At 61.2% G+C, this 12,867-nt stretch carries 14 protein-coding genes and 1 pseudogene; 8 read left to right on the top strand and 7 right to left on the bottom strand.

Features of this window, described 5'->3' with window-relative positions; genetic code table 11:
* Both MPJ51_RS20170 and rmuC read left to right on the top strand, forming a co-directional pair.
* Nucleotides 1–677, top strand: a pseudogene (locus MPJ51_RS20170) (DNA mismatch repair protein MutL); the annotation flags it as partial.
* Between the two features lie 52 nt (nt 678–729).
* A complete protein-coding gene (rmuC, locus tag MPJ51_RS20165) occupies nt 730–1,959 on the top strand; it encodes a DNA recombination protein RmuC (protein ID WP_298390595.1) in 1,230 nt (409 codons plus the stop codon).
* Between the two features lie 45 nt (nt 1,960–2,004).
* Here rmuC and MPJ51_RS20160 read toward each other — a convergent pair whose 3' ends face one another.
* The 3 genes from MPJ51_RS20160 to MPJ51_RS20150 form a co-directional block, all read right to left on the bottom strand.
* A complete protein-coding gene (locus tag MPJ51_RS20160) occupies nt 2,005–3,078 on the bottom strand; it encodes a trifunctional transcriptional activator/DNA repair protein Ada/methylated-DNA--[protein]-cysteine S-methyltransferase (protein WP_298390593.1) in 1,074 nt (357 codons plus the stop codon).
* 72 nt (nt 3,079–3,150) lie between these two features.
* Nucleotides 3,151–3,798: a ChrR family anti-sigma-E factor gene (locus MPJ51_RS20155; RefSeq protein WP_298390599.1), complete on the bottom strand. Its 648-nt coding sequence runs from the start codon at nt 3,796–3,798 to the stop codon at nt 3,151–3,153.
* 10 nt (nt 3,799–3,808) lie between these two features.
* Complete coding sequence (locus MPJ51_RS20150; RefSeq protein WP_298390591.1) at nt 3,809–4,456, bottom strand: sigma-70 family RNA polymerase sigma factor; 648 nt, start codon at nt 4,454–4,456, stop codon at nt 3,809–3,811.
* A gap of 99 nt (nt 4,457–4,555) precedes the next feature.
* Between MPJ51_RS20150 and MPJ51_RS20145 the strand changes: the two genes are divergently transcribed.
* The 5 genes from MPJ51_RS20145 (at nt 4,556) to MPJ51_RS20125 (ending at nt 7,608) form a co-directional block, all read left to right on the top strand.
* Nucleotides 4,556–5,326 (top strand): DUF1365 domain-containing protein, encoded by a 771-nt coding sequence (locus MPJ51_RS20145; RefSeq protein WP_298390589.1) that lies wholly within the window; start codon nt 4,556–4,558, stop codon nt 5,324–5,326.
* Nucleotides 5,327–5,413: 87 nt separating this feature from the next.
* Nucleotides 5,414–5,731, top strand: coding sequence for a DUF3775 domain-containing protein (locus MPJ51_RS20140; RefSeq protein WP_298390597.1), 318 nt, complete (start codon nt 5,414–5,416; stop codon nt 5,729–5,731).
* Nucleotides 5,732–5,850: 119 nt separating this feature from the next.
* On the top strand, nt 5,851–6,084 hold the full coding sequence (locus tag MPJ51_RS20135) for a DUF1127 domain-containing protein (protein ID WP_298390587.1): 234 nt from the start codon (nt 5,851–5,853) through the stop codon (nt 6,082–6,084).
* A 26-nt stretch (nt 6,085–6,110) separates the two neighbouring features.
* Nucleotides 6,111–6,311, top strand: a complete 201-nt coding sequence (locus MPJ51_RS20130; protein ID WP_298390586.1) for a hypothetical protein — start codon at nt 6,111–6,113, stop codon at nt 6,309–6,311.
* A gap of 133 nt (nt 6,312–6,444) precedes the next feature.
* Nucleotides 6,445–7,608, top strand: coding sequence for a hypothetical protein (locus MPJ51_RS20125; RefSeq protein ID WP_298390584.1), 1,164 nt, complete (start codon nt 6,445–6,447; stop codon nt 7,606–7,608).
* A gap of 37 nt (nt 7,609–7,645) precedes the next feature.
* Here the strand turns inward: MPJ51_RS20125 and MPJ51_RS20120 are convergent, their stop codons facing one another.
* From MPJ51_RS20120 to MPJ51_RS20105, 4 genes are read right to left on the bottom strand one after another with little or no spacing between them, the layout of a single operon-like run.
* Nucleotides 7,646–8,788 carry a saccharopine dehydrogenase family protein gene (locus tag MPJ51_RS20120; protein ID WP_298390582.1) on the bottom strand — a complete coding sequence of 381 codons (1,143 nt, stop codon included), beginning with the start codon at nt 8,786–8,788 and terminating at the stop codon, nt 7,646–7,648.
* A gap of 3 nt (nt 8,789–8,791) precedes the next feature.
* On the bottom strand, nt 8,792–9,847 hold the full coding sequence (locus MPJ51_RS20115; RefSeq protein WP_298390580.1) for a saccharopine dehydrogenase: 1,056 nt from the start codon (nt 9,845–9,847) through the stop codon (nt 8,792–8,794).
* 14 nt (nt 9,848–9,861) lie between these two features.
* Nucleotides 9,862–10,476 (bottom strand): glutathione S-transferase family protein, encoded by a 615-nt coding sequence (locus MPJ51_RS20110; protein WP_298390578.1) that lies wholly within the window; start codon nt 10,474–10,476, stop codon nt 9,862–9,864.
* A 17-nt stretch (nt 10,477–10,493) separates the two neighbouring features.
* Nucleotides 10,494–11,144 carry a histidine phosphatase family protein gene (locus MPJ51_RS20105; protein WP_298390576.1) on the bottom strand — a complete coding sequence of 217 codons (651 nt, stop codon included), beginning with the start codon at nt 11,142–11,144 and terminating at the stop codon, nt 10,494–10,496.
* A 148-nt stretch (nt 11,145–11,292) separates the two neighbouring features.
* Between MPJ51_RS20105 and MPJ51_RS20100 the strand changes: the two genes are divergently transcribed.
* Complete coding sequence (locus tag MPJ51_RS20100; RefSeq protein WP_298390574.1) at nt 11,293–12,489, top strand: Zn-dependent hydrolase; 1,197 nt, start codon at nt 11,293–11,295, stop codon at nt 12,487–12,489.
* Nucleotides 12,490–12,867 lie beyond the last annotated feature (378 nt).

Here is a 12,867-nt window from a genome sequence, read left to right as displayed (position 1 = left end):
CGCAAGCGCCGGGCTTTGCCGAGCTGTCGCAGGATTACAGCGGGCGGGTGGTTGACCCGGCACCTGTTCCCGCCCCGGATACGCCCGAACCACAGGACCTGCCATTGGGTGCGGCACGCGGGCAGGTGCATGAGAATTACATCATCGCCCAAACCGCCGATGGCATGGTGATCGTGGATCAACACGCAGCCCATGAACGGCTGGTCTATGAGAAACTCAAAACTCAGATGGCCGAGAACGGCGTCGCCGCGCAGGCGCTGCTGATCCCCGAAATCGTTGAGCTTTCCGAAGGTGATTGCGCGCGTTTGATGGCGGTGGCCGACGACCTCTCGTGCCTTGGTCTGACGCTGGAGCCCTTCGGCGGCGGTGCCATCGCCGTGCGCGAAACCCCGGCCATTCTGGGGGAGGTCGACGCCCGCGCCATGATCCTCGATATCCTCGACGAGTTGGCTGATCAGGGCGAAAGCCAGACGGTGCAGGCGCGGATCGAGGCGATCCTGTCTCGCGTCGCCTGTCACGGTTCGGTCCGCTCGGGCCGCCGGATGCGGGCCGAGGAAATGAACGCCCTGCTGCGCGAGATGGAGGCGACCCCCCACTCCGGCCAGTGCAACCACGGGCGACCCACCTATGTGGAGCTGAAGCTGGCCGATATCGAACGTCTGTTTGGCCGCAGTTGATCCCGGGACCGGGTCGCGCTATGAAGAATAAAACAAGAACATCCGAGGCGACATGATCGAGATTGCAGGAACCCAAGTGGCATTGAATGACCCCGCGGTGCTGATCGCCGGAGGGGTGGTGGCGTTGATCCTGCTGCTGCTGTTCCTGTCGCTGCGCGCGGCGCAGCGCTCGGCCCGGATGGCAGAGCCTCTGGCGCGGCAGATGGCGCATCTGGGCCAGCATGTGCAGCAATTGGGGCAGGGGCAGGAACAGCTGCGCGGCGGCTTGCAACATGTCTCGGACACGCAGGCCAATGCGCAGGTGCAGGTGATCCAGACAGTGGAAACCCGCCTGTCCTCGGTGCAGCAGCAGATGAATGACCGGCTGGCCGATAACGCGATGAAATCGGCGCGCGCGCTGGCCGAGATGCAGGAGCGGATGAAGGAATCGCTGCATGGCTCATCGAAACAGACCGCGACCTCGCTGACCCAATTGCAGGAGCGTCTGGCGGCCATCGACAAGGCGCAGGACAATATCACCAAACTGTCCGGCGATGTGCTGTCGTTGCAGGACATCCTGTCGAACAAGCAGACGCGCGGGGCGTTTGGGGAAATTCAGCTGAACGATATCGTCTCCAAGGCGCTACCCCGGGACAGTTTCCAGTTGCAGGCCACGCTGTCGAACGGGCGGCGGGCGGATTGTCTGATCAACCTGCCGAACCCTCCGGGCCCGATTGTGATCGACAGCAAATTCCCGCTGGAAGCTTATGAGGCGCTGATCGGCTCGATCAATGATGCCGAGCTGAAAGCGGCGGTGCAGATGTTCCGCAGCACGGTGCGCAAGCATATCAACGATATTGCCGAGAAGTACATTCTGGACGGCGAAACCGCCGATGGTGCGCTGATGTTCCTGCCGTCCGAGGCGGTCTATGCCGAACTGCATGCCAAATTCCCCGAACTGGTACAGGAGAGCTTTTCCAAACGCGTCTGGATCGTCTCGCCCACCACCTGCATGGCGACGTTGAATACGATGCGCGCGATCCTGAAAGACGCCCGAATGCGCGAACAGGCAGGCGCGATCCGCAAGGAGCTGGGCCTGCTGCATAAGGATGTGGAACGTCTGGGCGACCGCGTGTCAAACCTCGACCGGCATTTTGGGCAGGCGGCCAAGGATATCTCGGAGATTAAGATCAGCGCCGAAAAAGCAGGTCGTCGGGCGCAGCGGCTGGACAATTTCGATTTTGAGGAGCTGGCCCCCGACGATCACACCAATGTGGTGCCGTTGGGCAAGTCCGAAGGTTGATCTCGGGTCAGGGGCTGCGCTGCCGCCCTGTTGATCGCTTATACTCTACCTGCACCCTGATCGGTTTTGCGGGGCATAGTGCCGTTCCAGTTCAATGAGCTTTTGCTTGCGCCACAGGCCGCCGCCATAGCCGGTCAACGTGCCATCTGCACCTAAGACACGATGGCAGGGGATGACGATGGCAATCTGGTTGGCGCCGTTTGCGCGGGCAACGGCCCGGACGGCCTCTGGTCGCCCAAGACGCCGCGCGATCTCCGAATAGGAATGTGTGGTCCCGGCGGGCAGGGTTTGCAGAATGCGCCAGACGGATTTTGTGAACTCGGTGCCGTGTAGGGCAAGGGGCAGGTCGAAACCGGGTGAGCGGCCTTGAAAGAACGCGTCCAACTGTGCCTCGGCCTGATCGGTGGGGGCGAAGCGGCCAAAACCAAGGGACCCCTTGCACGCCTTGTGCAGTCGCTTCAGTTCCGTGGGCAGTGCCTTGCGGTCCGCAAATTCCAGCAGGTGCAGGTGGGTGCGGTCACTGACGGCGATCATCGCGCCCAAGGGCGTATCGAACCAGTCGGCCCGCACCATCGCATCCGCCCGGAATGCACCCGGTGGCATCCCCAATAGCTTCGCAAACGCGGCCCGGAACGCGGCCGGCGATTCAAAGCCTGCCTCCAATTGCGCGTCTATGACCTTGCCGCCCTGCGCCAGAGTGGTCAGCCCTGCTTGCAACCGGGCCTGCCGCGCCATGTCCAGAAAAGTGGTCCCGAAATGGCGTTTGAAGGCGCGGCGCACGGTGGACGGATCGTGCCCCATCGATGCGAGATCAGCCTCTCGCCAGCGGCGGGTCGGGTCCTTGTCCAATGCTGCCAGAAGCGAGGCAATGACCGGATCGGCCTGGGCCGCCGGTGCCATCGGATGGCAGCGCTTGCAGGCCCGGAACCCCGCATTCAGGCATTCGGCAATGGTGGCAAAGAACTGACAGTTCTCGCGTTTGGGTTTTCGGGCCGGGCAGGTCAGGCGACAGAACACTCCGGTCGAGGTCACGCCGACATACGCACGCCCATCCCATGACGGATCGCAGGCCACAAGAGCGGAATAAAGGGTGTCATCGTCAGGCAGATCAAGTCTCATGCCCGTAGATTAACCGAAACCAGCGCCGTTGCGACGCCGGTTTTCGGGCGTTTATTCGAAATTCTGTGATGCTCAGATCCGCAGGAACGGCTGGAACAGGCGCGGCATCAGCTTGCTGAATTTCAGCGGCGCGTCGGTGACGGCCAGACAAATGCAATCCTCAGAGATATCCGCGGTCGGCGTGTGTTCCAGATGCTCATCCGCAATCTCGACATCGCCACGGGCGAAATGGTCGACCTCGTCCGAGAATGCGCCCTGCAGCACCATGGTCAGTTCGATGCCATTATGGCTGTGATCCGGCACCGCAGTCCCGGCGGGGATGAACAGAAGCCGGGCCGTGGCCTCGCGCGTGGTGGGCAGGATCGCCTGTTTGACGCCCATGCCGATGGGTCGCCACCGGATCGCGTTCACATCGCCGCCGACGTAATCCTGCAACGGGGCAGGTAGCACGGAACAGGCGGGTCGTACAGGTTTTGCCACCGGCGCCCCTTGCGCAATCAGCGCCATGGTCGCGGCCAGCGAGCCCTCGTCCATGGTTGCCGTATCCTGTTCGCCCAGAACATGGCCGCCCACGGCATCAAAACTCTCGGCGCGCGCGCGGCAATGATCACAGATCGAGATATGGGTGGCGACCATCAGGTCGAACGCCTCGGGCAGGGACCCGGCGGCATAGGCCATCAGCAGGTCGTCGGTCAGGTGATGTCTGATACTTTGTTCCATCATCGTCATCTCAGTTCATCGCGTGGCGCAAGCGATCCAGCGCCAACCGTATTCGTGACTTGATCGTGCCCAGCGGCAACCCGGTCTGCGAGGCGATCTCGCGGTGGCTCAGGTCGCCGAAATAGGCCTTTTCGATCAGCTCTTTCTGCGCTTCGGGCAGCGCCCGTAGGGCGCGGCGCAGTTGCGCGGTTTCCTGTTGCAGCGCGATTACGTCGTCCTGATCCGGTTCGGCTTCGGGTCCCCAGCCCAGATCTTCGGGCTCGGGGCGGCGTTGTCGGCGCAGCACGTCGATGCGCTTGTTCCGGGCGATGGTAAACACCCAGGTGGCCACCGTCGCACGCGAAGGGTCGAATAGATGCGCCTTGTGCCACAAGGTCGCCATCACCTCTTGCGCGCATTCCTCGGCCAGCGCCGCGTCTGAGCCCGACTTGATCAAAAACGCCTTGATCCGTGGCGCGAAATGCTGAAACAGCTCGGCAAAAGCCGCCTGATCTTGCGCCTCACGGATGCGTTTGATGTGGCCCACCCATTCGGCCTTGGAATCACAACTGCCGTTCACCCGTTTGCCCTTGATGCGTTTCTGCACGACCCGGGGTCTGTCCGCGCCCAAAAGGGGCGCGGGATCGTCCATGGTCGCGGTGTCGATCTCGGTAAACATAATCACAATACGCGGCGCGGCCCAAGCCGGATCACTTTCACCGCTTATATTGATCCGAACCGCGCTAGATTCCGTACTAAGACTGAATGCCGAGGTTCAATGACCGGAATAGACCATATCGCAGGCCACACCTATCACGGGCGCAAGGGGCAGATCGAAAACGCCTTTCGCTATTCCGTCGATTACATCCTGCTGGACCCCGAGGGCCAGCCGGACACGCCTGTGCTGTTCTCGGTCAACCGCGCCAACCTGACCAATTGGAGGGCGCGCGACCATGGCGGGGTGCCGAAACAGGGGGGCGGGGCCGCGTGGCTGCGCGCCCGGTTTGAGGAGTTGCGTTTTCCTCAGCCCAATCGCCTGACTCTACTGACCCAGCCCCGCGTGCTGGGGCATGTGTTCAACCCGGTCAGTTTCTGGTTCTGTTTCGACGATCAGGATCAGCTATACGCTGTGGTCGCCGAGGTGACGAACACCTATGGCACGCGCCACAGCTACCTGTGTCACAAGCCCGATATGTCCCGGATCGAGCCGTCGGATCGGATCGTTGCGGATAAACTGATGCATGTGTCTCCGTTCCAGCAGATCGCGGGCAGCTATACGTTCCGGTTCGACTATCGCCCGGATCGGGTGGGCGTCTGGATCGATTATGGCCGCGAAAAAGGTGGGTTGATCGCCACCCTGACCGGCCCGCGCCAGCCGTTGACCGACCGGGTGATCCTGTGGTCCCTGCTGCGCCGCCCGTTTGGCGCACGCCGGGCCTTTGCGTTGATCCTGTGGCAGGCGTTGAAACTGTGGGCGAAACGTGCCGTCTTTCGTCCATTCCGCTCTGCCCCCGTGCCGGAACAGCCCCTGTCGCGGGCGCGTGACTAGACCCCGCGATTTGCGTAAGATCAAAGACGGGTCCCATCGGGGATGGTTGAGTCCCATCTGAACCGCGAACACAAGGAGTTGGGACAGATGATGGAAATCTCGGCAAGAAAAGTCGCTCAGGTCGCCATGATGGGCCGCGAGCTGCACCGGGCCGAGGGCGAATTGCGCGCTTTCGTCGACCGGATGAGTGAGGATGAGCAGGCCGAACTGGTCGCCATCATGTGGATCGGTCGCGAAAGCTTTTTCGCCGAGGATCTGGCCGAGGCCATCGCCACCGCGAAATCCGAGGCCTCGACCCCCTGCGCCGATTACCTGATCGGCACGCCGCACCTGTCGGATCATCTGGAGAACGGTCTGGATGCGCTGGGGATTTCGGCCGAGGATGTGGAAAACGATCTGATGTGATCTGCCACCCCGCACGGCAGATGAACAAAGTTTAATGCCCCGCCCGTCATTCGTTAACGGGCGGCTCCTTTATCAGGTGTCAGAACGATACTGAAACCTGCATCCAAAGGAGAAAAGGCATGGCATACGCACAGACAACTTACACCTCAGGCGGCCTCTTTGCGGGTCTTATCTCTGCACTGACCGGGATCAAGGACGACATCCGTCGCCGCTGGAGTTTTGTGCAATCGGTTCACACGCTGGGCGGGCTCACCGACCGGCAGCTGCGTGACATCGGCATCCCGCGCGAACAGATCAACCGCCGCGCATATCTGGAGGTCTATCACAGCCAGCCCTTCAACCAGCCGTTTTGATGCGGCCAACCTGTGAGGAGATCATGATGCTGGATACTGAAACAACCTTCGACACAGGCGTCAGCGGCAGCGCGCTGCTGCTGTTCGACCGCGCGATGAACATGCGGGCCATAAGCACCGATATCGTGCGCGCCGCGCAAGAGCTGAACCGCCTGACAGATCACGAACTGTCCGAACTTGGGATCAGCCGGATCGACGTCGAAGCCGTCATCGCGCAATATATCTGAACATCTGACAAGGGGCGGACCATCGGTGCCGCCCCTTCCTTGCGGCCACACTTGACGGAAAAAGAGGCCGGATCGTAGACAACCGCGCGCCGGTCTGATTAGGGTCAGCCCAGATATACTTCTGGTTGATTGCATGAAATCCGATCCCCCTGTCGCGACCCAAAAACGTCCGTTCTCCTTTGTCCGGGTGCTGGCCCTTTTTGGGGTTCTGGCCATCTTTCCCGTCCTGTACCTTGCCGATAAACACGAAGACCTCGTCAAAACCTGCAACCTTAATCCGGGCGAACCGCAGGACACGCTGGCCGCCTGTGACACCTTGCTAACCTGGACCGCCTGGACTCCAGAGACCCGGTCGCTGATGCACCGGCACAAGATGCGGGTTTTCATAAAGCAGAAGGATTGGGACGCTGCCCTGCAAGAGGTTGATCTGGCGATCGCCGAAGACCCGCAGAGCCCCGTTCCGTGGCAATGGAAAAGCTTGATTCTGGCGCGGGCCGAGGATTACCGGGCATCTTTGCGTGCAATTGATGAAGCGTTGAAACTGGACCCCGAGGATGAGTATTCCTTGAAAAACAAGTACAAGCTGTTGTCCGAACTTGAAGAATATGGCGCCATCGACGACATGGTCAGCCAGAACTGGAGTAAGGATGAAAGCGCGGATTGGTTGCCAGGCGGTGAACAACAGGAAATCACTTGGAACCCATCGCGGTTTCCCAAAAGCCAGGCAGCGTTTCTTGAGTATGCTTTGAAACTGCGGGATGATCTGGCAGGTGATCTATACAATCCGAAACTTCGATGGCAATTTACTCTGTCATGTACGTTGCTGGCCGCAAACTGCCCGCCTTTGCTACCGGAAAAACGTGGGTCCTACCCAAACCTCGAATGCAATGATGTAATAGAAGACTATTCACGGGAACGACCCGTACAAGTTGGTCACATTCTAAAGAACACAGAATATCAGACGCTGCGTGATCTGTTCGATTCCGGCACTCAGCTTGCCACGCGCTACATTTCAGGGGAATACGTTTCGACGTTTAGCAGTTGGTTCTCCCACTCAGACAGTCAAGCGATTCCATCGGACTTGGCCAGACGGTTAATTCAAGCTCACAAGTTGTTTGACTGTGTATCTGGTGGAAAATTCGTCTATCTTGAATTATCGGAAGAAGAAAAAGAGGATTATGAGTGGATAGGATTAGCGCCGATGGAAAAAGAGGAATTTGAGTGGATAGCAGAGAAGCAATTTAACATGGCGCTTCGCTTAAATTTTCTGGACTTGGCGCATGTCTACGCAAATTGAGGTTCGACCGGGGTAAAGCCCGGTCGTAACCCACAAATCAACCCGTATGATCAACAACCTGCAAATGCTGTGCCAACCTGTCGATCTCAGCCATCCAGCCCTGCACCAGTTTCGGATCGCTCGGTGCCGCGTGAACGCCTGCCGGGATGGCGCGGTTCAGGACGGCCTCGATGGCCAGTGACACCGGAATAGACACCAGCCGGGCCATGGCGGTGCCGCGCTCGTCGCCCCAGGCGTCCATGACATAGGTTTTGTGCCAGACCGAAACGCCGTCCTTCTCGGCCTTCAGGCCGACGCATAGCACCACGCGGTCAGGCTCGCCTTCGTCATAGGCATTCTCCTCCCAGAACTGGTCCGACATCTCTTTCAGCCGCGCGTCGCCTTCGGGCCCCGAGAGGGTTTCGATCTCGGTGAACACATCCGACCAGGCATCAGCCCAGCCGTTCAGGCGCAGGGTGCCGCGGACGAATTCCTTGACCGGCCAATGCTTTTCAAAGTGGTACTGCTCCATGAAAGGGATCGAGTCGCGGTTCGGGTAGACCTCGAAGCTTTCGGGTGTCGGCAGCGGTGCGATATAGCTGCTGATCGCGTCCCACGGGCGGGCCACATCCAGCGGGGCGTAATCGCGGATTGACTTGGACGGTGAGCGCAGCGCTTTGAGCACGCCCAGCGGCGACCAGCTGAACTTGTAGCGGAACGGGTTGGGGTGTTTGGGGATGCCACCGCAATAGGAGATGAAGCTGAGGTGGTTTTCCGGATCGAACGCATCCGAGGCGCGGTAGTCATCAATCAACGCATGCGCCATCAGGTGGTCGATGCCCGGGTCCAGCCCGACCTCGTTGACCAGTGCCACTCCGGCCTCACGCGCCTTGTTGTCCAGCGCGCGCATCTCGGGCGCGATATAGGAGGACGAGACGAAGTTCGCGCCCTTCGAGATTGCCAGTTCCGCCAGAGGCACATGCCAGTCGCCCGGCAGCATGGACACGATCACGTCGCTCTGCTCCAGCACCGCGCCCAAGGCGTCGATGTCGAAGGCGCGGATGTCATCCGTCAGGTCTCCGACTTCGGCTTTGGCCTTTTCGACGGTTCGGTTCCAGACGGTGACCTTGTGGCCGCCTTCGATCAGGCGGCGCAGGCCGGGGATGGCCGACAGGCCGGTGCCACACCAGTGAATGGTCATCGTTCAGATCCCTTCGATATGAGAGTTGTAGGTCGCCGCCGCCCGACCCCAGACACCGCTTTCAAGATCGGTCAGGGTCAGCAGGGAGGGTAGCAGTTGCGCGGCGAAGTCTTCCGAGCTTTCGACCGGCAGCATGGATGGCAGGTTGTCGATGGCGACAACGTCCAGCACCGGGTCGGTCGCCGCACGCAGGGCAGGCTGTTCCCAGTTGGTGGCGTGGTCATAGATCGGAATGGGGTTGTAGTCACTGTCCGGGTCACAGGCCACGTCGCCGATGGCGGTCAGGTTGCGCGGCGCGGTCAGGGCCTCGCGCGGGACAAAGACCGGGGTGCCGGGGCGGGCGAGGATGCAGTTCAGGAACAGGTCATGGTCCAGAATCTCGGGGAACGGTCCGCCGCTGGCGGTCTCAGTCATGTCCCATTTGGTCACCGCAACACCCATCGCCTCGCACAGATCGGCAGCGCCGGTGCCAACACGGCCCAAAGCGCCGATCACGATGGCGCGGGGACGGGCGGCGCCGGTCGCGTCAAGCTCGGCCAGCAATTCGGCGTTCAGACTGTCCTTGCCCGCATAGACACCGACCGAGGGGCATTCCTTTCCGCGATGCTGCGCGGCCCATGTTTTCAGCGTCACCGCAGCACCCGCGTACCCGGCCCAATAGCCAAAGGCAGCCACGCGGCGGCCATCCTCATCCACCAGATATTCCAGATCATAAAGCGTGCCGCCCCCGGCCTTGAATCGTTCCAGCAGGGCACGGCCCGAATGCTGGCCCTTGAACGCATGGCCGAACATGATGTGCCGATGGGGCAGGGGCGTGCCGTCCTCGGGCAGTTCCTTGAGGCCGAAGATGATCGCATCCGCGGGGGCGTCAGGCCAGGAGTTTTCGGGTGCGATTTCGCACCCTGCATCCTTGTAGCCGTCGATTGGGATGGCGCGAGCGTGGCTTTCCTCGACCGTGACGCGGATGCCTGCCTTGATCAGCGCGGCGGCCCCTTCGGGGGTCAAACCAACGCGTTCCTCGTTCGGGCGCTGTTCTGCCCGGACCCAGAGATGTGTCATGCGTATTCCTTTTGTCAGAGCATTCCTGCAGCGCGTACCGCCTGAACCGAGGGACGGGCCTCCATCGCTTTGCGGAAGGCGACTATCTTCGGAAAGGCCGTTACGTCAACACCGTCGCCTTCCAACCAGCTGCAGACGGTGTAGAGATACGGATCGGCCAGCGAGATTTCATCGCCCAGCACAAACGGCCCGCGCAGCCCGTTCGAGACGATATATTCGCAGGAGGCAGTCATGGTCTGCGCCACCTTGGCGGTCATGTCCTTCCAGCTAGCTTTTTTGTCAGCCCAGCGATGTCCGCGCTGTTTATGGGCGTGGTTCACATGCATGGTCGAGGCCAGATAGAACATCACTTCGCGCATGCGGGCGGCCTTGACCGGATCGTCCGGCACCAGCCCGGCCTGCGGAGCCATGGCGGCGACATATTCCAGCAATGCGCCGGTTTCGGTCAGGATACCGCCCTCAACCGCCAGCGCCGGAACCCGGCCTTTGGGGTTGATCTGCTTATAGGCGGGCTTGGTCTGCTCCCCTCCGGCAAAATCCAGCGCGATGGCCTCGTAGTCCAGCCCGGCCTCCTCCAATGCGATGGCCACGGCGACCGAGATGGTGCGGGGGGCGTAGTAAAGCTGCATCAGGGGTCTCCGATCACTTACAAATGCGTCTGGGCGAAATGCCGGTCCGGGGCCTCAAGATGTGGGATCGCGTTGAACAGGACCGGACTCAGCTGCGTGCCAATCGGGTGCAGACGATGCATCGACGTGTTCATGATGGCAAGGGCCACCCGCGCCATGGCCGGTATATCCAGTCCCATCGCCTGCCGCACCACCATCGAGATCAGCCCGCCCGACGTCACCACTATCGCGCCGCCGCCTTCGGTACCGATCTCGCGCAACACGTCGCTGACGCGGGTTTCGAACTGCTCGAAGGTCTCGGGCGGGTTCTCCAACGCACCATCGGCCCATGCAGCGAAGGTTTTGGGCAGGTGGTCAACAAACCCCTCACGATCGGTCGGGATGGCGACGCCGTGCTGTTGTTCGAACAGTTGGGCGAGGGTAAAGTATTCGATCTCATTCAGGCGCGGATCGCGGATCGGATCGGTCAGGCCCATGGAGGTGGCCGTTTCCACATGCCGGGTCAGGGTGCCGCAATAGACGCGCGGGTGATGGGCGCGGGTGTCGCGCAGATGCGCCCCCAGCCAGCGCGCCTGCTGGTGACCCAACTCGCTGAGCTGATCATAGCTTGCCTCGTCCCGTGCGGCCGAGTTGGCCTGCCCGTGACGCACCAAAGTGATATGCGACATGTCGGTCCCTTCTGATGGGCGAAGTCTTAGGGCAGGTTGTTGCCCGGGGCCAGAGGGGTTTCGCGGCGAGGTTCAGAAATATCGTGCAGCGATTGCTTTGGGTCGTGCGGCGGCTATTGTCATCCGTACGAGCAAGGATGGGGGCGACATGGCCATCGACGAAAACCGCTTTCTGGCAGACCTGCACCGGTTGCGCGAATTCGGGGCCTCTGGCGTGGGCAAGGGCGTGGTGCGCCCGGCCTATTCCGATGCCGATATCGCTGCGCGCCATTGGTTGGCTGGGCGGATGATTGAGGCTGGTCTGGAACCGCAATTCGACCCGGTGGGCAATCTGTTCGGCCTGGCCCCCGGCCGCTCACTGCTGTTGGGCTCGCATTCCGACAGCCAGCCCGAGGGCGGCTGGCTGGACGGCGCGCTGGGCGTGATCGCGGCGCTTGAGGTTGCGCGATCCAGCGACCACCCCGTCTCGGTCGTAAGCTTTCAGGACGAGGAAGGCCGGTTCGGCGTCACCACCGGCTCAGCGGTCTGGTCCGGCGGTTTGCCGCTGGAAAAGGCGGATACGCTGACCGACGCGGCAGGGGTCAGTTTTGGCACCGCCCGCGCCGCGATGGGTGATCTGGCGCAAGATTTCGTCGATCCCGCCCGGTTCAGCGGTTTTATCGAGATGCATATCGAACAAGGCCCGGCGCTGGATGCGGCTGGTGACCAGATCGGCATCGTTACGGATATCGTCGGCATTCGCGACATGACCATCACGTTCGAAGGCCAGCAGAATCACGCTGGCACCACGCCCATGCATCTGCGCCGTGACGCGTTTCAGGCCCTGTCGCTGTTCAACACGCGGCTCAATGACCGGTTCCGCAACGTGGTGACCCCGCAGACCGTCTGGACCATTGGGCGCGTCGATCTGCATCCCAATGCCTCGTCCATCGTGCCGGGTCGGGTGCGGTTTTCGATGCAATGGCGCGATGGCGATGCCGCGCGTCTGGTGCGTATGGAAGAGATCATCCGTTCCACCGCCCATGAGGTTGCCGAGGAGCAGGGCATGGTGCTGGACTATGGCCCGATGCTGGGGCTGGAGCCTGTCGCCATGGACCAAACCCTCCGCCTTGCGTTGGAGGACGGGGCGGCGCAGGTGGCGCCGGGCAAATGGCGCCGAATGCCCTCGGGCGCGCTGCACGACGCCACCAATGTGGCGCGGCATTTGCCGGTTGCGATGCTGTTCGTACCCTCGATCAACGGCATCAGCCATGACTTTGCCGAGGACACGGCGGAACACGATCTGATTGCCGGTCTGGCCGTGCTGGATCACGCGGTTCACAAACTGGCTGGCCCCGCCGGATAAGGCGCAGCAGAAATACAAATTTTTCGGGCGAATTCCCTAAGATACCTTAACCGGAACCCGGCCTGTTTCGGCGAATCCCGCCGGTCTGGCGGCTTCGCCTTTTCGTGTGTTGCCTAACGGAAAAAAGTTTCCTATAGGAACATTAACGATGCATGCGCCCGTATACAATCTATTCCGGTGCAAGCGATCAGCGCCCGAATAGCCCTCGTTACGGGGGCAGGCGCAGAACGCGGCCAAGGGACAGAACCGTTGCATTTCACACGGCTTGCTTCAGACTGACGGGCAAGTGCTCTGACCAGATAGATACGAAAAAGGTATCCGCCATGACCGAATTGAATCGCACGCCTTTGTATGCCTTGCACGTTGAGTTGGGAGGTA

It is taken from the genome of Ruegeria sp., assembly GCF_028066395.1.
Classification (GTDB): Bacteria; Pseudomonadota; Alphaproteobacteria; order Rhodobacterales; family Rhodobacteraceae; genus Ruegeria.
Note: the sequence above shows the minus strand (reverse complement) of the source record. Positions and strands in the feature narration are given on the sequence as shown.

Bases quoted from the DNA above. Each gene is read 5' to 3' on its own strand.
- rmuC (WP_298390595.1), top strand. From the start codon at position 730: ATGATCGAGATTGCAGGAACCCAAGTGGCATTGAATGACCCCGCGGTG.
- MPJ51_RS20160 (WP_298390593.1), bottom strand. From the start codon at position 3,078: ATGAGACTTGATCTGCCTGACGATGACACCCTTTATTCCGCTCTTGTG.
- MPJ51_RS20155 (WP_298390599.1), bottom strand. From the start codon at position 3,798: ATGGAACAAAGTATCAGACATCACCTGACCGACGACCTGCTGATGGCC.
- MPJ51_RS20150 (WP_298390591.1), bottom strand. From the start codon at position 4,456: ATGTTTACCGAGATCGACACCGCGACCATGGACGATCCCGCGCCCCTT.
- MPJ51_RS20145 (WP_298390589.1), top strand. From the start codon at position 4,556: ATGACCGGAATAGACCATATCGCAGGCCACACCTATCACGGGCGCAAG.
- MPJ51_RS20140 (WP_298390597.1), top strand. From the start codon at position 5,414: ATGATGGAAATCTCGGCAAGAAAAGTCGCTCAGGTCGCCATGATGGGC.
- MPJ51_RS20135 (WP_298390587.1), top strand. From the start codon at position 5,851: ATGGCATACGCACAGACAACTTACACCTCAGGCGGCCTCTTTGCGGGT.
- MPJ51_RS20130 (WP_298390586.1), top strand. From the start codon at position 6,111: ATGCTGGATACTGAAACAACCTTCGACACAGGCGTCAGCGGCAGCGCG.
- MPJ51_RS20125 (WP_298390584.1), top strand. From the start codon at position 6,445: ATGAAATCCGATCCCCCTGTCGCGACCCAAAAACGTCCGTTCTCCTTT.
- MPJ51_RS20120 (WP_298390582.1), bottom strand. From the start codon at position 8,788: ATGACCATTCACTGGTGTGGCACCGGCCTGTCGGCCATCCCCGGCCTG.
- MPJ51_RS20115 (WP_298390580.1), bottom strand. From the start codon at position 9,847: ATGACACATCTCTGGGTCCGGGCAGAACAGCGCCCGAACGAGGAACGC.
- MPJ51_RS20110 (WP_298390578.1), bottom strand. From the start codon at position 10,476: ATGCAGCTTTACTACGCCCCCCGCACCATCTCGGTCGCCGTGGCCATC.
- MPJ51_RS20105 (WP_298390576.1), bottom strand. From the start codon at position 11,144: ATGTCGCATATCACTTTGGTGCGTCACGGGCAGGCCAACTCGGCCGCA.
- MPJ51_RS20100 (WP_298390574.1), top strand. From the start codon at position 11,293: ATGGCCATCGACGAAAACCGCTTTCTGGCAGACCTGCACCGGTTGCGC.